This is a genomic window from Marinobacterium rhizophilum DSM 18822, from assembly GCF_000378045.1.
Taxonomy (GTDB): Bacteria; Pseudomonadota; Gammaproteobacteria; order Pseudomonadales; family Balneatricaceae; genus Marinobacterium_A; species Marinobacterium_A rhizophilum.
Window position 1 is genome coordinate 57253 of the sequence record NZ_KB899103.1, and the last position, 21072, is coordinate 78324.

The window sequence follows — 21072 nt, forward strand, 5'->3', positions numbered from 1 at the left end:
CGGCGGAGGATACAGTTTGCGATTCCCAGTGCCCAAGTGGCCCCCTTCCAAGTCCAGGCGTGGCTCCGTTTATTTTCTGTTTTTTGTTTCCCTTGTCTGTCTGCTGGCCTCGCTTGCGCTGTTCAATACGCTGGTGAAGCGTCAGCAAGTGCTGTTCGAGGTGGCTACCGAAGAAGCGCTCTGGTCTGCCTACCAGGTTGACCGCGAGAGCCTGAAACTCAAAAACGCCATTAGCCGTTACGCCACGGGTCACAGCAATGAGTTGCTGGATGATGTCGAGGTGCGCTTCGAAATTCTATACAGCCGCATTGGTCTGCTTGAGCAGGGGGAGTTGGCTGCCGTTTATCAGCGCGAGCCTAAACTGGCCCAGCAGGTAGCACACATTCGTACCGCGCTGGGTGTCATGGAGGCTGAGCTGCCCCTGTTGCGTCGGCAGGGACCGACGGCGTCTTCCTCACTTCTCAATATCGCAACCGAGATTAACAACAGCGCCGAGGCGCTGATCTTCAAGGTCCTGCAAGTACGCGCCGAACAGAAAACCGCCAGTCGTAATGATTTCTTTCAGCTGCTGGGCTACCTCGGCAGCATGGGCGTTCTGTTGCTGTTTGGTATCGGCGGCATCATGACGCTGTTGTTCCGACAAATGATGCTGGAGCAGCGCGCACGTGAACAGGCGGAACAGCTCAGCGAACAGCTCAGGCTCAGTGCAGCCCAGGCCGATACGGCGAACCAGGCCAAATCCGAGTTTCTGGCGACGATGAGCCACGAAATTCGCACGCCCCTGAACGGCGTGATCGGCATGAGCAGTCTGCTGCTCGATACCCCGTTGGCGCCACAGCAGCGCCACTATGCCCGCACCATCGGCGAATCCGCTGAAGCGCTGCTGAAAATTCTCAACGATGTGCTGGATATTTCCAAGATGGAAGCGGGCCGGCTGGAACTGGATCTGAGCGAGTTTGACCTGCAGACGCTGCTCGCGGGCAGTGTGGAGCTGCTCTCCGTGCGGCTCGATGACAAGCAGGTCAGCCTGAGTCTTGAAATTGATGCATCCGTGCGCGGCTATTACCGGGGGGATGCCGGGCGACTGCGCCAGGTGCTACTGAATCTGCTGGGCAACGCGGTCAAATTTACCGAACGTGGCCAGGTGCGGCTGCGGGTCAGTCCGGTACCGGGAGCTGAACCTGGCTGGCAGAAGCTGCTGTTTGAAGTTGAGGACACGGGCATCGGCATTTCACCAGAGGCGCAGCCCCGGCTGTTTGCGATGTTTGTGCAGGGAGATGCGCGCACTGCCAGGCGCTATGGGGGAACGGGGCTGGGGCTTGCAATCTGCAAGCGCATTGTCGAGCAGATGCACGGCCGGATTGGCTTTGACAGCGAGGCGGGCAAGGGCAGCCGGTTCTGGTTCCGCCTGGCGCTGGAGCGGTGCGAGGGCAGCACTCTGCCGGCGGATGGCACGGATGACGCGGCCGATGTAGCGCGACTCAGGGAGCGCCCCATGCAGGTGCTCATAGTCGAGGATAACCCGGTCAATCAGCAGGTCGCCCAGGGTATTCTGGCGTTCCTGGGCCAGCAGGTAATACTGGCTGAAAACGGTGTACAGGCGCTGCAGTGCCTTGAAAACAGTCACATCGATCTGATTCTCATGGATGTGCAGATGCCCGTCATGGATGGGCTGGAGGCCACCCGGGCGATTCGCGCCATGCCGGCACCGCTGAACCGGGTGCCGATTATCGGTATGACCGCCAATGTCATGCAGCAGGATCAGCGTGCCTGTCTGGAGGCCGGTATGGATGCGTGCCTGGGCAAGCCGGTCAGGCGCCAAAGCCTGGCGGCCATGCTGCGCCGCTTTAATGAACAGATGCCCGAGGCAGCAGAGTCCTGCGCTCAAAGCCTGGCAGGGCCCAGCATCACGAGCCCGGTCGAGCCTGCCGTCCATGCGTTCAGCCAGGTACTGCAAAGTCCCACGGACGTGCAGGCGTTGCTGGACTCGAGTCGGCTGGATACGGCGTTGCTCGGCTCTTTGGCGGACACGATCGGGACCGACAACTGTCTGGGGTTGCTGGCAGATTTTCGCGCCAGCCTGGCCGATTGCCGCGCGCGTTTGACCGACGCGCTGGCCCAGGCCGATCAGGTCGAAATGAAACGGCTGTGCCACGGCGCGCGCGGCTCTGCCCTTAATCTGGGCTTCACCCAGCTGAGCGGTCAGCTGGCGGCGGTGGAGGCCGCCATCACCCAGGGGGCAGAGCTTGAGGGTCCCCTGGCGCAGCTACACCTGGGTTTCGAGGCCGCCGAGACCATCATGGCGCCAACCATTTTGCGTCAGGTACTGGATGCCACCGATGTATGAGGTTCGGCGCCGGGCGCGGATTGGTTTATCATGTGCGCCTGTCAGCCTTATGTTTACCCGGAGCGGCTAAATGAGCCTTAGTGGAACCCTGTACATTATTTCGGCCCCGTCGGGCGCCGGCAAAACCAGTCTCGTGCGTCAGCTGCTGTCCCGGGACAGTCAGGTACGGGTCTCGGTTTCCCATACCACACGCGCCATGCGTCCCGGCGAAGTGAATGGTTCAGACTACAATTTCGTCAGCCTGGATCAGTTCAACGACATGATCGACAAGGGCCAGTTCCTTGAGTTCGCCGAGGTGTTCGACAACAAGTACGGCACCTCCCAGGCCTGGGTGCAGGAGCAGTTGAATCAGGGCATCGATGTGATTCTGGAAATTGACTGGCAGGGTGCGCAGCAGGTGCGCCGACTGATGCCAGATGCGGTTTCCATCTTTATTCTGCCGCCCTCGTGTGAGGCGCTGCGCGCACGGCTTACCGGGCGGGGGCAGGATGACGCCAGCGTGATCGAGCGGCGCATGAAAGATGCGGTGAACGAAATGAGCCATTACGCCGAATACGACTATCTGGTGATCAACGATCAGTTCGAGCAGGCGCTGGGTGAACTGCAGGCGGTTCTGGTCGCGCGCCGGTTACGGCAGTCGGTACAGCAGCAACGCCAGCAGGCGCTGATAACGGCTCTCTTGTCAGAGTAAGCGCACTCGAGTAGAATCCCCCGTCTTTTTGTTTGCAGTTTACTGCCTTTTCGAGGTTCAAGATGGCACGAGTAACAGTTGAAGATTGCCTGGAAAACGTTGATAACCGTTTCGAACTCGTTATGGTTGCAGCAAAACGTGCGCGTCAGCTGGCCACCGGTGGCAAAGAAGCCAAGGTCGACTGGGAAAACGACAAGGTTACCGTTGTTGCTTTGCGTGAAATTGCCGAAGGTTTTACCGATAAGCGCGTATTGGACGATCAGGAAGAAGACTGATCTTCCAGAAAGCTTCGTGATACGGCATCATTTCAGGTAACACTCGAGGGCATAGCCGACGCTAGCCCCGTACTGCCGGAGTCTCGATGCCAACAATAGACGCACTTTGCCAGCGACTGACCGAATATCTCGAGCAGGACCAGATCCGCAAAGTGCGGCGCGCTTACTATTTTGCCGAGCAGGCGCACGACGGGCAGCGGCGTAAAAGCGGCGAGCCCTATGTGACCCACCCCCTGGCGGCGGCTGGCATCCTTGCCGGCATGCACATGGACCATCAGAGCCTGATGGCGGCCATGTTGCACGACGTCATCGAAGATACCGAAATTAACTATGACTCTATCGAGTCACAGTTCGGCAGTGCCGTGGCGGATATCGTCGACGGTGTATCCAAGCTGACCCATCTGGAGTTCGAAACCAAGGCGGAGGCCCAGGCGGAGAATTTCCAGAAAATGGTGCTGGCCATGGCCGAGGATATTCGGGTCATCCTGGTGAAACTTGCCGACCGGCTGCACAACATGCGCACCCTGGGTGCCATGCCTGCGGTCAAGCAGCGACGCATTGCGCGTGAAACCCTCGATATCTACGCGCCCATTGCCGCCCGTCTGGGCATGCGCGACCTGCAGGTCGAGCTCGAAGACCTGGCATTTCAGTCCTACTACCCGATGCGGGCCCGCTATATCCGCCGTGCGGTGGTCAAGGCGCGCGGGCAGCGGCGGGACATCATCACCGAAATCCAGCAGACCATCCAGCGCAGGCTGGATGAGGAAGGCCTCAAGGGCGTGGTCACCGGGCGGGAAAAACATCTGTACAGCATCTATCGCAAGATGCGCCAGCAGCGCAAATCCTTCGCCGAAATCATGGACATGTTCGCGTTTCGCATCGTGACTGACAAGGTGGACGACTGCTACCGCATCCTGGGTGCCGTGCATAACCTCTACAAGCCGGTACCGGGCCGCTTCAAGGACTATATCGCCATTCCCAAGGCCAATGGCTACCAGTCGTTGCACACCGACCTGTTTGGTACTCGGGACATCGCGCTCGAGGTGCAGATCCGCACGCGCGAAATGGATGCCGTCGCCAGCCAGGGCATTGCTGAACACAGCCATTACAAGGCCTACGGCGGCTCCGACAGTGCCGTGGGGTCCTATAACCGGGCCCGCAAGTGGGTGCAGGGGCTGCTGGAGATGCAGCGCAATGCCGGTGACTCGATGGAGTTCATCGAGCACGTAAAGAAAGACCTGTTTCCCGACGAGGTTTACGTGTTCACGCCCAAGGGGCGGATTCTCGAGCTGCCCCGCGGTGCCACGCCGGTGGACTTTGCCTATGCGGTACACACCGATATCGGCAACTCGTGCGTGTCCTGTCGCATTAACCGTCGCCTGGCGCCGCTGTCGGAGCCGCTGTTCAGTGGCGCCACGGTCGAGATCATCACCACGCCCAGCGCCCAGCCCAACATGGCCTGGCTCAACTTTGTCGTCACCGGCAAGGCGCGCGCCAGTATCCGTCATTTCCTCAAGAATCAGCAGCGCCACGAGTCGGTGGAGCTGGGGCGGCGCCTGCTGAATCAGTTTCTGGGTAACTATGGCAGTAGCCTGGACAAGGTCAAGCGCAGCCGGCTCAGCGCCGTGCTCAAAGATGCGGAGCTGTCCTCCCTGGACGACCTGCTGGAAGATGTCGGCATGGGTAACCGCATGGCGTATGTGGTGGCGCGGCGCCTGAAGCCGGAAGCACCGGTGGAGGAAGACGAGCTTGCCGCAGCGCGGCGCGGTAACAAGCCGCTGGCGATCCAGGGTACCGAGGGCATGGTGCTGAATTATGCCAAATGCTGCCATCCGATTCCCGGCGATACCATCGTGGCGCACATCAGCACCGGGCGCGGCCTGGTCATCCATCGTACCGACTGCCCCAATATCGGCTATTTGCGGGATGACCCCGAGAAATGCATTTATCTTGAGTGGTCCAAGAGCATTGAAGACGAGTTTCGCGTCAGCCTGAAGCTTGAGGTCATGTCACAACGCGGAATTATTGCAAACCTGGCCACTACCGTGGCGACGGCCGGTGCTAATATCATTAAGATCGACAGCGGCGAGAAGGACGGGCAACTGAGCCAGGTACAGCTGGATATATCGGTCCAGAACCGGGTTCATTTGGCGTCGGTGATGAAAAAACTGCGAGTAATCAAGGCTGTGACCCATATCCAGCGTCACTAGGAGGCTGTCCGAGAATGCTGGCCGTAGCGAGAGCCGGCTGATTTGAGTTGGTTTTTGCGGTGTTTTAAGGCGAATAGTGGTTCTATTTAACACTTGGAACGAAGTGGAAAGAACCGCTTTAGCGGGGTCGCAGACCGAGGAGCCTGCGACGAGTAATAAACAGCACAAAAAACAGCCAAACTCAGATGGTTCGCAGTAGGTTGCGTGTTCTAGGACAGCCTCCTAGGAGGCTGTGGTTCTGGTGGTAATAGCCTGCGTGCCAGCCGATCCGGTTCTGGCCGGATAATCGAAGGGAGAAACGATTTGGCAATTGGTGTACGTTCCCTGGAAGGTGACGCCCAGTACGACGGTGTGGCCCGTATTCTGTTGATGCATGACGGTGATGGCAAAGTGCTCGTTCTGCTGCCCTGGGAAGGGCTGCTGAACCTGGAGGCCATCTGGAAAGGCTCAGGCCGACAGCTGCAGCCGGCCCGCAGTGACGATGCGCGGCGCTTTTTCAGCCAGCCCGGGCTTAATCAGGACGCCGGTTTGCGCAAGTTGCTGTCCCTGCCGCTTTATATTGATCTGTCGCTCCAGTCCCGTCCCGACCTGCATGTCTATGAGCCGCATTCTGACCGCACCTTTGTCGTGCAGGGGCACTGGCTCAGCGAAGATCACATACAGGCACATCCGCTGGCGCTGACCCGCGCCGACATCGATGCGGGCCAGCCCGGTGGCGATGATCGAGCCGTGATTACGCGGGCGGTGGAGAAATTCACCGCGTTGCGCATTCGTCAGCGTCTCGAAGATACCCTGGGACTGCCGTCACTCTCACCCACCATGCAGAAAATACTCATGATGCGCTGTGACCCGGAGGCGGGCGTGGATTCGCTGGTGCCGGTGGTGCGGCTGGACCCGAGTCTGTCGGCCCAAGTCATGAGCTGGGCATCATCGTCTTACTATGCAGCACCTGGCAAGGTGCACTCGCTGGAAGACGCTATTATCCGTGTGCTGGGGTTTGACCTGGTGGTTAATCTGGCACTGGGGGTCGCGCTAGGGAAAACACTGCAGATACCCCATGACACGCCCCGTGGAGCCACCGATTACTGGCAGCAGGCCGTCTATACAGCCACGCTGGCCGAAGGGCTGTGTCGCAAGATGTCCATGGCGGAACGCTTGCGGCCGGGACTGGCCTATCTGGCCGGGTTGCTGCACAATTTTGGCTATCTTGTGCTGGCGCACCTCTTTCCACCACATTTCTCGCTGCTGTCTCGTTATATCGAGGCCAATCCGCATATCAGTACCGAATATATCGAGAAGCAGGTGCTTAACGTAACGCGTGAGCAGGTGGGCAGCTGGCTGCTTGAAAGCTGGTCAGTGCCGGCGGAGGTGTGTGTCGCGGTGCGGCGGCAGAATGATACGGACTATGACGGCGAGTACTGCGGCTATGCGCAGCTGGTGCATCTGAGCAATCGTCTGTTGCGCGAGCAAGGCTTGAGCGATGGCCCCATCGAGACGATCCCGGCGGGGCTGACTGAGTCGCTTGGCTTGAGTCGTACCCAAATCAGCGAAGCCATGCAGTATGTGCTCGATTCAAAGAGCAGGTTGGGTGAGGTAACCGAGGCGTTCATCACCCATGGAAGGCACGCGGGTTAGGGCGTTAGCGGCCCTATTCGCCCGCGTCCAGGCTTTGCTCCAGTGCCTCCAGGGCTTCCTGCTGCTCCAGCCAGCTGGTTTCAATCTGCTGTGACTTGCGTGTCAGGTCGGCTTGCTGGCCCAGCAGTGTTCTGAGCCTGTCCTTGTTGGCATCCTGGTAAATGTCGCTGTCACCGAGCTGGGATTCAACGTCGCTCAGTTGCGTGCTGCAAAGCTCCAGCTGCTGTTCCAGTTTTTCTATCATCTGGCGCAGGGGCCGCAGTTTGGCCCGATTCTGCGCTTGCAGGCGCTTTTGCTCCTTGCGATCGGCCGCGCTATTGCCGCGGCTGCCGTCCTGCTTCTCGACTTCGACGGGCGTCTGGCGACGACGTTCGCTCAACCAGGCATGGTAGTCCTCGAGATCGCCGTCGAACGGGCGTGCCTGGCCGTCGGCCACGAGCAGGAACTCGTCAACGGTATTACGCAGCAGGTGCCTGTCGTGGGATACCAGAATCAGTGCGCCTTCGAAGGTCTGCAGCGCCACGGTGAGGGCATGGCGAACTTCCAGATCCAGGTGGTTGGTCGGTTCGTCCATCAGCAGCAGGTTGGGTCTTTCCCAGGCGATGAGCGCCAGCGCGACGCGGGCCTTTTCACCGCCGGAAAATCGCTTGACCGGCTCCAGCGCATCGTCGCCGATAAAACCGAAACTGCCGAGAAAGTCACGAATCTGCTGCTCGCTCGTTTTCGGCGAACGGCGTTTGATGTGTAGCAGCGGTGACGCCTCAAGATCCAGTGCTTCCAGCTGATGCTGGGCAAAATAGCCGACCTTGAGGTGCTCTCCTGCGCGTATCTCGCCGCCGAGCAGGGGCAGGTCGCCGACCAGGGTTTTGATCAGCGTCGACTTGCCGGCGCCGTTGGGGCCCAGCAGGCCAATCCGGGCACCGGGTGCCAGGGACAGGTTGAGCTGCTGCATGATCGGTTTGCCGGCATAGCCGCAGTCGGCTTTGTGCAGTGTCAGCAGCGGGTTGGATACCTTGTCGGCCGGGGTGAAACGGAAGCTGAACGGGCTGTCGACATGGGCCGGTGCGATCAGCTCCATGCGCTCAAGTTCCTTGAGGCGGCTCTGCGCCTGTTTGGCCTTGGTGGCCTTGGCGCGGAAGCGGCGCACAAAGTTTTCGATCTCGGATACACGCTGCTGTTGCTTCTGGAACTGGGCGTCCTGCTGTGCCAGGCGCTCGGCGCGCATGCGTTCAAAGGCGCTGTAGTTGCCCTTGTACAGATCGAGTTGCTCGTGGTGCATATGCACGATGTGACTGACGACATTATCGATAAAGTCCCGGTCATGGGACACCAGCAGCAGGGTGCCGGGATATTGGCGTAGCCATTGCTCCAGCCAGAGCGTTGCATCCAGATCCAGGTGGTTGGTGGGCTCGTCCAGCAGCAGTATGTCGGAGCGGCACATCAGCGCCTGGGCCAGGTTGAGGCGGATACGCCAACCACCGGACAGGTCTCCTACCGGCCGGTTGGCGTCGCCCGGCAGAAAGCCCAGCCCATTCAGCAACAGATGGGCCCGGGCCTCGGCGGTGTAGCCATCGATACTGTCCAGCCGGGCGTGGAGTTCGCCCAGGTGGTGATGTTGCTGGTCGGCTTCCGCTGCAGCAATTTGCTGCTGAACCTGACGCAGCTGGGCATCGCCATCGAGTACATAGTCGAGTACCCGCCTTTCAACCGAGGTGACCTCCTGCGCCATGTGTGAGATGGTCAGGTTGCCGGCGATCTGCAGATCACCCGAATCGGGTTGCAGCTCGCCCAGAATCAGTTTGAACAGGCTGGACTTGCCGACGCCATTGGCGCCAATGATGCCCACTTTCCACCCGTGGTGAATGGTCAGGTTGGCCTGGTGCAGCAGGCGCTGGATGCCGCGTTGTAGGTTAAGCTGGGATATCTGGATCATGGTGGCGAATTTTAACAACCTGTCGAGGTGAAGACTATTTCAATGGCGCTGTTTATCAACTTGCTGCCGTGCACCCGTCGCAATTCGGCTTGGCGGCGCTCAACCGCGTGGAAGGCGCTCGATGAAACTGCATAACGAACTCTGGGATTATGCCGCGCAACTCTACGCTCAGCCGGGCGTTGAAGCGGCTTGCCTGCAGTTGCAGCAGGAATGGTCGCTCAGCGTCAACCGTGTGCTGTTCTGCTGCTGGTTGGCGGCCGAGGGCCGGGGCTTGCAGGTTGAACAGCTGGGTGCCTCGCAGGCGTCGCAGTGGCAGAACAGTACCACAGTGCCGCTGCGCGCGCTGCGCTACCAGGTGCGGGAACAGCGCCAGCAGGAACCGGCACTGGAACACTGCTACCAGGCGCTACGCCGCGCTGAGTTGGTCGCCGAGCAGGTCGAGCTGGGCTGGCTTTTTGCGCTGGGCCGAGACTGGCCTGTCGTGGCAACTGTCGGGTGCCCTGACCTGCTGCTGCAGAACATCGTACAGTATCTGCGGTTTGAAGGTCTCGTGCCGGAATCACGACTGCTGGCCGTATTGCAGGTTCTGGTGCAAGCGGCAGCAGGACCACTGCCCGCCCGGCGGGTACCGCAATTGCAGTGGTAATGGCGTGAACTTTAGAGTTAAATCGGTCACTAAACAACGACATTCAGCATTATCAGTAGGGAATTTGTAATGAAGAAAACGTTTCTGGCAGTAGCCATGGCCTCTCTGGTCGCAGTGACATCGGCCGTTCAGGCTGACGCGCTGGATACCGAAGACAAGAAGCTCAGCTACAGCCTCGGTCTGATCCTTGGCGACAAGCTCAAGCAGGATCTCGATACGCTGGACATCGAGTCGTTCCGCCAGGGTATTGAGGCCATCTACAAAGGCGAGGAGCCGCTGCTCAACAAGGACCAGGTCGGTGAGGTCATGCAGGCCTTCCAGATGAAGAAGATGGAAGAGCAGCGTCAAGAGTTTGCCAAGATCGCTCAGGACAACCTCGACAAGGGCACGGCTTACCAGGCCGATAACGGCAAGAACGAGGCGGTTACGACCACTGAGTCCGGTTTGCAGTACGAAGAACTGACCGCCGGTAGCGGCAAGAACCCCGTTGCGGCCGATACGGTCAAGGTACATTACAAGGGCCAGCTGATCGACGGGACCGAGTTCGACAGTTCATATTCCCGTGGCGAGCCGGTTTCTTTCCCGCTTAACGGCGTGATTCCGGGCTGGACCGAGGGTCTGCAGCTGATGAAGGAAGGTGGCAAGGCGCGTCTGGTTATTCCGGCTGACCTGGCCTACGGCCCGGGCGGCATGGGCAATGCGATCGGCCCCAACGAGACGCTGGTGTTCGAGGTTGAGCTGTTGGAAATCAATCCCAAGGCGGACGACGCTCAGGCAGAGGCTGCGGCCGAGAAATAATCCGGCGCCGGTCTAGTCTGGCAACCCAATGGGTGTTCCCGCCTGTTGGGTTGTTCCATGCAGGATGTGCTATATCCGCTAACCCGCAGTGTTGTGCTGCGGGTTTTTTCGTTTGGGGCAGAGCAGGGTGCTGCGGTATCGGTCGGCGTGACTTAACGCAGCAGATTGATAATGCCGTTGGAGCCGATGGCGTAGTAGCCATCGCTGGCGAACGCCACGGCGTAAGCTGCGGTGCTGGTGGGGCCGTAGGGGGCACGTTGGTGGATTTTCCAGCGCCGCAGTTCCTGGCCGCTGGTGATATCCCAGAGCTGGACCACGCCTGCGGCACTGCCGGTGAGTAACTGTTCGCCACTGGCAGAAAAACGCGCGCTGAGAAAGCTCATGCGGCGTTGAAACAGGCTGCCGAAGTTGGACAGGGTATGCAGTACTTCGCCGCTGGCAGTATCCCAGATGAGGGCCTTGTCGAGGCTGCCGGCACTAAAAGCCAGACGACCGTCAGGGGACAGCGTCACGGTATCAACCACGTTGCCAAACTCCAGCGTCTGCAGCAGAGTGCCGGATTGCAGGTCCCAGAGTTTGGCCTTGTAGGCGTCTGAACCGGTCAGGGCCAGACGGCCGTCCTGGCTAAGGTCTACGGCCCGCACCCGCGCATCGTGGCGCAGGCTGAGTTTTATGCCGCCGTTCTTGATATCGAAATAGACCGCTTCGTGGTTGGCGAGCCCCAGCAGGGCATAGTCGGCACCGCGGCTCAGCTTCAGGGCCAGAATTTCGGCCGGCGAACTCCAGAACCATACTGCCTGACCGCTGACCAGGCTCCACAACACCAGATCCTGTTGACCTGCGGTGGCGGCAAAACTTTCGTCGGGCGACAGAGCCGTGGTCGCGATGATGGAGTATTGGCCCGGCTGATGGTTCCAGTTGAACAGGCGAGCATTACGGGTGTTATCCCATAGACTGGCGCCATGCTGAATAGAACCGATTACGGTGAAGCGTCCCTGGCTGGACAGGCTGGCGGAGTACGCACCCTGCATGGCGTATTCGTGCCAGGAAACAGGAGCTTCATTGCGGCTGCAGCCTGTCAGCAGCAATGCCAGAGTGGCCACCGTGCCGGCGGCCAGGGCGGTGCGCATGCCTTATTCCCTGTTTTCGGCCAGCATCAGATCGCGGTGTGAGTTGTGCAGAATTTCGATCATGCGATCTTCAAGTTCAAAGCGTTCTTCAAGCAATTCGCCCAGGCGTGACAACTGATCAGAAAAATCACGTACCTTGCGCAGCGTGAGTTCAGACAGGCGGCTGGCGCAGTTGTCATTGAAATCTAGGGCGAAGTCGGTGCTCAGCTGAATCAGTGGGAATAGTTTTTGCGCCTTTTCGAGACTGCCGTCATCAAACTCGCTGCCTTCGCGCAGCAGTTGTTCGTAGACTTCGAAATGACCGGAGGACAGATAGTCCATTAGCAGATCGCAAAAGGCTTCGGTCCGGGGCTTGAAATCTTCGTTCAGCGCGAGGGTGGGAAGCGCGACGAAACGACTGATAAGCAGCTGCCGCTCTTCCAGCAAGTGATCAATGATGTCACTGACACCGCCCCAGCGTTCTTTTGCAGTGCGACATTTTTCCAGCATCGCTTGGCTCCTTCTTTCAGTCAGACCCAATACTAATCCCAACGCGAAGGCAGGCGCAATAGACCCCGGCCGATGGTCTGAATGCGGCTTGTGTTATTACGCAAGATGCCTTAACCCTGCTGCGACCCCGGGCTATACTGGCCCGTCTGCCAGGGTCATGAAAACGAAAGGGACGGGAACAGGATGCTTCGAACATTGCTTCTGGGGTTGATACTGGGGTTCTTGCTGCAGCCGGCGTGGGCCGATGAAGGGCAATCAGAGTCCTCCGGTTACATCGGCTATGTCGAGCTCAAGCCGTTTGTGGCCAATTTCGGAGGGCAGGGGGCGCTAAGGTTTGTAAAGTGCGAGATCACGCTTCAGGTCGACAGCGAGGATGGACACCATGCGGTGAACTATCACCTGCCCAGTATCCGCAATGACATCGTGTTTCTGCTCAGTGCCCAGGAGGAGGGCGAGTTGTCTAGCGTAGAGGCGCAGGCGGCGTTGGCCAAAGAGGCGTTGGCGCAGGTGCAGGCAACGCTGCAGGCGGAAGAGGGCGAGTCCTTTGTGACGGATCTGTTTTTTACCAGCCTGGTCATTCAGTAGCCCATTCGCACACCCGTCTAGCAGACGGCGTAGCGCCTTACGGTCGCTTCACTCAGGTGCGCCAGCGCCCGGGGGCGTTGGCGGCACTTGAGCAGGGCAGCGGGTGCTACTGGGCCAGATAACTGGCCAAATATTGATCGAAGTCAAGTTGGTCTTCGGTTTCGATACGGGTCTGGTCTTTGACCGATTTGTGTACCAGTTCGTTAAAGTAGGCTTGGCGTTCCTCGCTCAGGGGTGCCTGCAGCAGGGTTTCACGGTGTGCCCGGCTTTGTGCAAGGCTGAATGCGCAATGGCTGAGCTTGTACTCTCGCAGCTGCGCCAGTATCTGTGCCGAGGGTGTCAGGTCCGGGTTGTCCAGCTTCTGGCGCTGCGCCGTCGCGGCCTGGGTATATACATTTCCATGTTCATTTCTATCCAGCACAGCGGCAGTCTGGCTGACCATGTCGAGAATTTCCGCTCCCCACTGTGCAAGTGAACGTTCGCCCTCGCCGAACTGCAGCATCAGTCCCGGTTCACGGCCGCGCGTAACGATCCGCTTGAGGTTTTCGGTGATGCGTTCGCATTCGTCATCATCGATCAGCGCATCTTCGGCCAGCAGGCAGCTGATCAGGAAGGCGTCCATAAAATCGGCCTGTTGCTGATCGATGCCCAGCGGTAGCAGCGGGTTGATATCTGTGTTGCGAATTTCGACATATTCGACCCCCCTGGTTTGCAGGGCGTGCAGCGGCTTTTCGCCGGAATGGGCGACTCGCTTGGGGCGGATGTCGCTGTAATATTCGTTCTCGATCTGCAGTACGCTGGTGTTGAGCTGGCGGTATTCGCCATCCACTTTCAGGCCAATGGCTGCGTAGCGTGCATAGGGCGTGTGAATAGCCTGGTGCAGTGAGGCGGTGTAGGTATCCAGGTGGTTAAAACAGATGCCCAGCGACGATTGTGCCTTGTTGGAATAGCCCAGGTCGCTCATGCGCAGCGAGGTGGCATAGGGCAGGTAAAGTGTATCTTCATTCAGCGTTTCAAGCTGGTGGCTGCGCCCTTTGAGAAAGGAACTGCACAGCGCCGGCGATGCGCCAAACAGGTACAGCAGTATCCAGCCGTGGCGGCGGAAATTGCGGATCAGGCGAAAGTATTGTGCCGATTTGAAGTCCCGCAGGCTGTCTTTGTTTTGCTGCAGTTCCTGCAACGCCGGCCACAAGGCTTCAGGCAAAGAAAAGTTGTAGTGGATTCCGGCGATGGTCTGCATCATCTTGCCGTAGCGATATTTGAGTCCGGTGCGGTAGACATGCTTGAGCTGGCCCACATTGGAGCTGCCGTAGCGGGCGATCGGGATGTCTTCTTCATTCGGAATATCGCACGGCATGCTGGTACACCAGAGCAGTTCGTCACCGAGTGCGCCGTAGCCAAAGCGATGCAGGTCCGCGAGGAACTCCAGCGCGTCTTCCGAGCGCTTGAATACCGGCGTGATGTACTCCAGCAGGGCTTCGGAATAGTCCGTCGTGATATAGCTGTGGGTCAGCGCCGCACCCAGCCCACTGGGGTGTTCCGTCTGGGACAGCTGGCCCTGTGCGTCAACACGCAGGCCTTCTTTTTCGATGCCGTGCAGGATGCCCTTGAGCAACGCTGCCTGACCATTGCGGACCAACTGGTCCAGCTGCTTTTGAAGTGCTGCAGACAAGATCCTGCCCCTATAGCGTGAGAAACGGCGGCTATTATAAACCAACCGGTCAATAATTAAGACGGAGAAAGCGTGGGGCTGTTTCCGTCCGGTCTGTTGTGCTGATTACCGCTTGCTGAGCCCGGCGGCCCGCAGTTTGGCTGCCAGTGTGCCTTCGGCCTGGGCTGCGGGCCTGGCCGCAGTTTTGGCCGAGGGACTGGAGACCGCTTTGGGGGCTGGTTTCACCGCAGCCTCCCCGGCGGCGCTCTTGTCGGGCGTTTTCATGCTCAGGGCAATGCGCTTGCGCCTGGCATCCACCGTGAGTACACGTACCTTTACAATTTGGCCGGTATTGACCAGATCATGCGGATCCTTCACAAAGTGGTCGGCCAGCTCCGATATGTGTACCAGTCCATCCTGGTGTACGCCAATATCCACAAAGGCCCCGAAGTTGGTGATATTGGTAATAACGCCCTCAAGCTGAAGGCCGGTTGTCAGGTCTTCAATGTTGGTGATGGCGTCATCAAAGCGGGCGCTGTGGAATTCGGGGCGGGGATCGCGGCCCGGCTTTTCCAGTTCACGCACGATGTCGGTCAGAGTGTAGTCGCCAAAACGGTCGCTGCGCAGGGCTTCGAGGTTGAGTTTGGCCAGCCTGGCCGGGTCGCCGATCAGCTGTGGCAGGGAGCAGCCCAGCTGTGCCGCCATGCGTTCGACCAGCGGATAGGCTTCCGGGTGGACAGCCGAATTGTCCAGCGCCTGGTCGCCGTTGCGAATGCGCAGAAATCCCGCGCACTGTTCGTAGGCCTTGGGACCCAGGCGCGGCACTTTTAGCAGTTGCTGGCGTCGCTTGAAGGCGCCTTGCTGGTTGCGATGCTCGACAATGTTGCTGGCGACGCTGCGGCTCAGGCCCGCAATCTGGCTGAGCAGCTCAACGGAAGCGGTGTTGAGGTCAACACCGACATGGTTGACGCAATCCTCGATAACCGTGTCCAGCATGCCGGCCAGTTCTTTCTGGTCGACATCGTGCTGATACTGACCCACCCCAATGGCCTTGGCTTCTATCTTGACCAGTTCGGCCAGCGGGTCCTGCAAGCGTCTGGCGATGGATACCGCGCCGCGTATGGTGACATCGAGGTCGGGAAATTCCTTCGCGGCGAGTTCGGAGGCTGAATAGACCGAGGCACCGGCCTCGCTGACCACAACCGGCACCAGAGACAGCGAGGGTTCTTTCTGGGCCAGTTCGCGCGCCAGCTGTTCTGTTTCGCGGGATGCCGTGCCGTTGCCGATGGCGATTAACTCCACCTTGTGTGTGCGACAAAGCTTTGCCAGCGTCGCCAGTGACTGGTCCCAGCGCTTGTGTGGTGCATGGGGGTACAGGGTTTCATGGGCCAGCAGCTTGCCGGTGGCATCGACGACAGCCGCCTTGACGCCACTGCGCAGACCCGGGTCCAGCCCCAGCGTGGCACGTTGCCCTGCCGGGGCGGCCAGCAGAAGATCACGCAGATTGCGGGCAAATACCTGGATGGCTTCAGCCTCGGCGGCACCGCGCAGCTGGCGCACAAGGTCACTTTCAATGCCGGGGAGCAGCTTTTGTGACCAGCACTGCTGCAGGGTTTCATCGAGCCAGGGCTGTGATTTGCCGTTGCCGGGGCGCAATTGCCAGTGCCGGGCGATGCGCAGGGGGCCTTCCTGCTCCTGGCCTTCGGGTGGCTGCAGGCTGTAGCGCAGCACGCCTTCCTGATGACCGCGCAGAATCGCCAGCGCCCGATGTGAGGGAATGCGGGCGCAGCGTTCCCGGTAGTCGAAATAATTGCTGAATTTCTGCCCTTCGATTTCCTTGCTCTTGACGACGGTGACAACCAGTTCGCCCTGCTGCCATAGCCAGGCGCGCACTGATGCGAGCAGGTCGGCGTTTTCCGCCAGGCGTTCGATCAGGATATGGCGGGCGCCGTCCAGTGCCTGGTCTGGCGTTTCAATGCCCCCTTGCGGATTTACGAAGGCTTGAGCCAGTTGCTGTGGTGATCCCTGGCCCTTGCCGCTCAACAGTGCCTCGCTGAGGGGTTCGAGGCCGGCTTCCCGGGCCTTCTGAGCACGGGTGCGACGTTTGGGGCGGTAGGGCAGGTAAAGGTCTTCGAGCCGGTTTTTCGTATCGGCGGCCAAAATCTGCTGCTCCAGCTCGGCACTGAGCTTGCCCTGGCTGCGGATGCTGTCCAGCACGCTGCTGCGCCGCTCTGCCAGTTCGCGCAGATAGCCCAGGCGCTGCTCAAGGGTGCGCAGCTGAGTATCGTCCAGGGCACCGGTTACCTCCTTGCGGTAACGGGCAATAAAGGGCACTGAAGCGCCTTCGTCCAGTAGCTGTACGGCGGCAATAACCTGTTCGTGGCGAGCATTCAGCTCGCTGGCAATCAGCTTTTCTATCTGCATGGCGAATCTCTTGCCAGTTTGCCTGGCCTCGGTGGGCGCAGGGAGCTGGAGTTGAACGGTCGGGCAGTGCGGTGCCGCACCCTGGATAATATCGTTAAGCACGGCGAGTCGGCGGAACTCTGGCACACAGTAAGGGCGCGGTGATGCTATTTCAAGTTCATGCATGCCGGCGCATAATGAGACCTGACTATGAATAATACTCAACGTGCCCCCCAGACATCGAATTTACCTGTGCGGACGCACCGTCCGGTTGCGGTAATACTGCTGTTGCTGCTGTTCCTGTTTCTGATGGCGCAGGTGTCTGTACTGGTACGTCAGCAGGCGATGCAGGACGTCAGGCTGCGCAGTGCTGCAGACATGAACCGCTATACCCTGAGCCTGCAGCAGACGCTGGATCGATACAAGGACCTGCCGCAGTTGCTGGCATCGCATTCCGAGCTGCTCAATGCGCTATTGCATCAGGGCGACGCCGATGCGCGCATGCGTGCCAACCTGTATCTGGAAAAGGTCAACACCATTATCGGCACCACTGATGCCTATCTGATGAACGCTGCGGGCGACACCATTGCGGCAAGCAACTGGTTTAAGGAACGGACCTTTATTGGCCAGAATTTTTCTTTCAGACCCTATTATCAGCAGGCCATGGCGGGACACGCCGGCCGCTATTTTGCGCTGGGTACCACGTCGAACAAGCGGGGGTACTTCTATTCCTACCCGGTGAAAATTGCCGGCAAGGTGGCGGGGGTCATTGTCGTCAAGATTGACCTCAATGATATAGAAGGCGACTGGAACGACCCCTTGCTGGACATACTGGTGACCGATGAAGACGGCATCATCGTTATATCCACCCGGCCGGACTGGAAATTTCGCACGCTAAAGCCGCTGTCCCAGCCGGACCTGTACCGTATCGTCGACAGTCTGCGCTACGGTGGTCAGGAGCTGAGTACGCTGGATATACTGTGGCGCGACAAAGGCCCGGATGGCAGCCAGCTGATTACGCTGGTGGAAGGTTCACGGCTGGATAATCCGAGCCTTGACGGGGTGCGCACACGGCACTATCTGTTGCAGAGCAACCCGGTGCCCAACAGCGGGCTCAGCGTTGCAGTGCTGGCCAGCATGAAGCCTGTTGAACAGCGGGTCTTCCGCGCCCTGCTGCTGACGGCGGTCATCTATTTTGCGCTGCTGCTATTGGTTCTTTTTATGCTGGCGCGTAACCGCATCAAGCAGGAGCGTGCGCAATTTCGTGAGCGTGAGCTGCATGCGCTGGAAGAGAACGACGCCCGTATACGGGCGATTATCGATAATACTCAGGCCGGCCTGATGACCCTGGATGCTCAGGGGCGCATCGAATCCTGCAATCCTACGGCACAAAAGCTGTTCCACTACCGGGAAGAAGACATTCGTGGTGAGTATTTCAGCAAGCTACTGGCTTATCCGGACAGGCCTGTTTGCTGGCAGCACATTACCGCAGCGCCGGGCGATAGCGCGCAGGAACTGCATATCGAGGCAAAGGCCAGGCGCGCGGACCATTCTCTCTTTCCAATCGAACTGACGATCGGGCGCATGGCCGCCAATGACGAGCGTCACTTTATCGTGACCATTCAGGATATCACCGAGCGCAAGCAACAGGAGTCACAGCTGCAGCGGGCGCAGCAGCAGCTCGAAAGCCGGGTGGAGCAGCGCACCCAGGATCTCACCCTGGCCAACGCGCGCCTGCAGCAGGAAATGACCCAGCACCAGCAAACCCAGAATGAGCTGATTCAGACGGCCAAGCTGGCCGTGCTCGGGCAGATGTCTGCCGGGATCAATCATGAGTTGAATCAGCCACTGACTGCCATTCGCAGTTATGCCGACAATGGCCGCGTATTTCTGCAGCGGGGCCGGCCGGAACGTGCCGAGGCTAACCTTGAGGAGATTTCCCGGCTGACCGAACGCATGGCGAAGATCATCCATCCTCTGAAGGAGTTTGCCCGTGTCAGCAGCGGGTCGCCGGAACCGGTCTGTCTGAAATCGGTTCGCGATGGTGCCATGTCCATCCTTTACGGCCGTCTGGATCGTCAGTCAGTCAGTGTTCACTGGCCAGGGGGGCTTGAGCATGTCTATGTACTGGGTGATATCCTGCGCCTGGAACAGGTGCTGGTTAATCTCATTGGCAACGCCATGCAGGCGCTGGAAGGTCAGTCCGAGGGGCGGATCGATATAGGCCTGCAGTGCAGTAATGCTGCCGTACAGCTGAGCGTACGGGACAATGGGCCAGGCATCTCCCCCGAATACCTGGAGCACCTGTTCGAGCCCTTCTTTACCACCAAGAAAGCCGGTCAGGGGCTGGGGCTCGGCCTGTCGATTTCCCACCGCATTGTGGAAAGCCTGGGTGGGCGTCTGCTGGCCAGCAACCATCCTGCCGGCGGTGCCTGCTTTACGCTGGTGCTGCAGCCTGTACGGCAGCCCTTTACCACCGGCCAGCCCTGATTATTAGCGGATCAATTTGCCTATGCCCATGAACAAGAATGCACAGGATCGCCCCATTATTCTGGTGGATGACGAGAAGCACATACGCCTGGCGGCCGGTCAGACGCTGGAGCTGGCGGGTTACGATGTGACGACCCTGGAACGGGGCGAGCGGGTTCTGGAGCTGCTCAGCGATGACTGGAACGGGGTGCTGATATCCGATATCAACATGCCCGGGATGGATGGGCTTGAGTTGCTGGAGCGGGTCCGTGCCATCGACGCGGATCTGCCGATGATTCTGATTACCGGTCACGGTGATATTTCGATGGCGGTGTCCGCCATGCGCGCCGGCGCCTACGATTTTATCGAGAAGCCCTTTGCGGCAGACCTGTTGCTGGATGTGGTTCGCCGGGCCATGGAGAAGCGTGCCCTGACCATCGAGAATCGGCGCCTGACACTGGAGCTTGAAGCCCAGAGTGCGCCCGGGCCGCGCCTGCTGGGCAATGCACCGGCGATGACCCAGCTGCGACGCTTGCTGCACAGCATCGCCGACGCCCCGGCCGATATCATGATTCAGGCCGAAACCGGTGCGGGCAAGGATTTGATGGCGCGCTATATCCACGAACACAGCGGCCGGCGTGACCACAACTTTGTCGCCATTAACTGCGGCGCCGTGCCGGAAAACCTGATTGAGTCAGAGCTGTTTGGGCATGAGAAGGGCGCCTTTACCGATGCGCGTACTCGGCGCATCGGCAAGTTCGAGCACGCCAATGGCGGCACCCTGTTCCTCGACGAGATCGAGAGCATGCCACTGGCGCTGCAGATCAAGCTGCTGCGGGTGCTGGAAGAACGCGCGATTGAACGCCTGGGCTCCAATGAAGTGATCGGCCTGGACCTGCGCGTGATTGCGGCCACTAAAACCGATCTCAAAGCGCTGGCAGCACAGGGGGCGTTTCGCGAGGACCTGTATTACCGGCTCAATGTCGTGCGGCTGGATATACCGCCGTTACGCGAGCGACGCGAGGATATCGGCCTGCTGTTTCAGCATTTTGCGCTGGTAGCCTCGGCGCAGTACAACCGCGAGATACCCACGCTCTCAGCCGAGCGCATGCACAGCCTTATGCTTTATGACTGGCCTGGCAATGTCCGCGAGCTGCGCAATATTGCCGAACGCTACGTTCTGCTCGGGGAATCCGGCACCTTTGACTTCGACAACCGGCTGATTACCGACGGCGCTGGCGGGGCTGCACAGTCGCTGCCGGATCAGGTGGAGCGGTTCGAAAAAATGCTGATTCAGGCGGCGCTGTCGCGCACCGGCGGTTCGATTCGGGACACCCTGGAATTCCTTGGGCTGCCGCGCAAGACGCTCTACGACAAGATGAAAAAATACGCCCTGGACAAGAGCGACTTCAAGTAAGCATGCAGCCTCGCGCGGACTGGGTGGATATCCGCCAGCCCACCGAAAGCCGCCTGTGCGAAGTCGCCTGGGTGGACAGAATAGACGGGCCTCAGGGGCCGCGATGGCTGCCTTGAGGGTGATTTAAAGCGTATCAGGGGTGTTTTTGAGTGCGCTTGGGGGCACTTCCGCTGCATAACTGCAAATGGGTGGTTATCCGCACATTCGTGTTGTTTGTATGGGTGGTTTTCCGTCTTTTTCCGCTGTTTTTTCATTTCGCTGCTACCCTAAGTAGAACTTATGAGCGCGGCATGCCTTGCTTCTACAGGGTTTTTTATGTGTTGGCACGCCATGTGCTTATTTGACTGTGTTGTAAGTCCCGGTGGGCGAATCTGGCCGTTGGCTGGCCGCCCC

15 protein-coding genes are annotated in these 21072 nt (G+C 59.3%); 10 read left to right on the top strand and 5 right to left on the bottom strand.

Going from position 1 to position 21072, the window contains the following annotated elements; all coding sequences use genetic code 11:
• Positions 1 to 16: 16 nt before the first annotated feature.
• The 5 genes from F451_RS25730 to F451_RS0115960 all read left to right on the top strand — a co-directional run bounded on the left by F451_RS25730 (position 17) and on the right by F451_RS0115960 (position 7158).
• Positions 17 to 2347, top strand: coding sequence for an ATP-binding protein (locus F451_RS25730; protein WP_156826514.1), 2331 nt, complete (start codon positions 17 to 19; stop codon positions 2345 to 2347).
• A 70-nt stretch (positions 2348 to 2417) separates the two neighbouring features.
• A complete protein-coding gene (gmk, locus tag F451_RS0115945; RefSeq protein WP_020682393.1) occupies positions 2418 to 3038 on the top strand; it encodes a guanylate kinase in 621 nt (206 codons plus the stop codon).
• A gap of 62 nt (positions 3039 to 3100) precedes the next feature.
• A complete protein-coding gene (gene rpoZ, locus F451_RS0115950; protein ID WP_026291818.1) occupies positions 3101 to 3313 on the top strand; it encodes a DNA-directed RNA polymerase subunit omega in 213 nt (70 codons plus the stop codon).
• Between the two features lie 86 nt (positions 3314 to 3399).
• Entirely contained in the window at positions 3400 to 5523 is a 2124-nt protein-coding gene (gene spoT, locus F451_RS0115955) for a bifunctional GTP diphosphokinase/guanosine-3',5'-bis pyrophosphate 3'-pyrophosphohydrolase (RefSeq protein ID WP_020682395.1), read from the top strand.
• A 303-nt stretch (positions 5524 to 5826) separates the two neighbouring features.
• Positions 5827 to 7158, top strand: a complete 1332-nt coding sequence (locus tag F451_RS0115960) for an HDOD domain-containing protein (protein WP_020682396.1) — start codon at positions 5827 to 5829, stop codon at positions 7156 to 7158.
• A 13-nt stretch (positions 7159 to 7171) separates the two neighbouring features.
• On the opposite strand, the gene F451_RS0115965 is transcribed toward F451_RS0115960, so the two are convergent.
• Positions 7172 to 9091 carry an ATP-binding cassette domain-containing protein gene (locus tag F451_RS0115965; protein WP_020682397.1) on the bottom strand — a complete coding sequence of 640 codons (1920 nt, stop codon included), beginning with the start codon at positions 9089 to 9091 and terminating at the stop codon, positions 7172 to 7174.
• 121 nt (positions 9092 to 9212) lie between these two features.
• Between F451_RS0115965 and F451_RS25735 the strand changes: the two genes are divergently transcribed.
• Both F451_RS25735 and F451_RS0115975 read left to right on the top strand, forming a co-directional pair.
• On the top strand, positions 9213 to 9737 hold the full coding sequence (locus tag F451_RS25735) for a TIGR02444 family protein (protein ID WP_020682398.1): 525 nt from the start codon (positions 9213 to 9215) through the stop codon (positions 9735 to 9737).
• 69 nt (positions 9738 to 9806) lie between these two features.
• Positions 9807 to 10535, top strand: a complete 729-nt coding sequence (locus tag F451_RS0115975) for an FKBP-type peptidyl-prolyl cis-trans isomerase (protein ID WP_020682399.1) — start codon at positions 9807 to 9809, stop codon at positions 10533 to 10535.
• Positions 10536 to 10687: 152 nt separating this feature from the next.
• Here the strand turns inward: F451_RS0115975 and F451_RS0115980 are convergent, their stop codons facing one another.
• Both F451_RS0115980 and F451_RS0115985 read right to left on the bottom strand, forming a co-directional pair.
• On the bottom strand, positions 10688 to 11665 hold the full coding sequence (locus F451_RS0115980) for a WD40 repeat domain-containing protein (protein ID WP_020682400.1): 978 nt from the start codon (positions 11663 to 11665) through the stop codon (positions 10688 to 10690).
• Positions 11666 to 11668: 3 nt separating this feature from the next.
• On the bottom strand, positions 11669 to 12154 hold the full coding sequence (locus F451_RS0115985) for an Rsd/AlgQ family anti-sigma factor (RefSeq protein WP_020682401.1): 486 nt from the start codon (positions 12152 to 12154) through the stop codon (positions 11669 to 11671).
• A 183-nt stretch (positions 12155 to 12337) separates the two neighbouring features.
• On the opposite strand from F451_RS0115985, the gene F451_RS0115990 reads away from it, so the two are divergent.
• The gene (locus tag F451_RS0115990) at positions 12338 to 12739 is read left to right on the top strand and encodes a flagellar basal body-associated FliL family protein (protein ID WP_051103952.1); all 402 of its coding nucleotides are present in this window, start codon (positions 12338 to 12340) and stop codon (positions 12737 to 12739) included.
• Positions 12740 to 12845: 106 nt separating this feature from the next.
• Here F451_RS0115990 and gshA read toward each other — a convergent pair whose 3' ends face one another.
• Both gshA and F451_RS0116000 read right to left on the bottom strand, forming a co-directional pair.
• Entirely contained in the window at positions 12846 to 14411 is a 1566-nt protein-coding gene (gene gshA, locus F451_RS0115995; RefSeq protein WP_020682403.1) for a glutamate--cysteine ligase, read from the bottom strand.
• Between the two features lie 105 nt (positions 14412 to 14516).
• Positions 14517 to 16814 (bottom strand): Tex family protein, encoded by a 2298-nt coding sequence (locus F451_RS0116000; RefSeq protein ID WP_020682404.1) that lies wholly within the window; start codon positions 16812 to 16814, stop codon positions 14517 to 14519.
• Between the two features lie 189 nt (positions 16815 to 17003).
• Between F451_RS0116000 and F451_RS0116005 the strand changes: the two genes are divergently transcribed.
• A complete protein-coding gene (locus F451_RS0116005) occupies positions 17004 to 19283 on the top strand; it encodes an ATP-binding protein (RefSeq protein WP_020682405.1) in 2280 nt (759 codons plus the stop codon).
• A gap of 22 nt (positions 19284 to 19305) precedes the next feature.
• A complete protein-coding gene (locus F451_RS0116010; protein WP_020682406.1) occupies positions 19306 to 20679 on the top strand; it encodes a sigma-54-dependent transcriptional regulator in 1374 nt (457 codons plus the stop codon).
• The last annotated feature ends 393 nt before the right edge of the window (positions 20680 to 21072 follow it).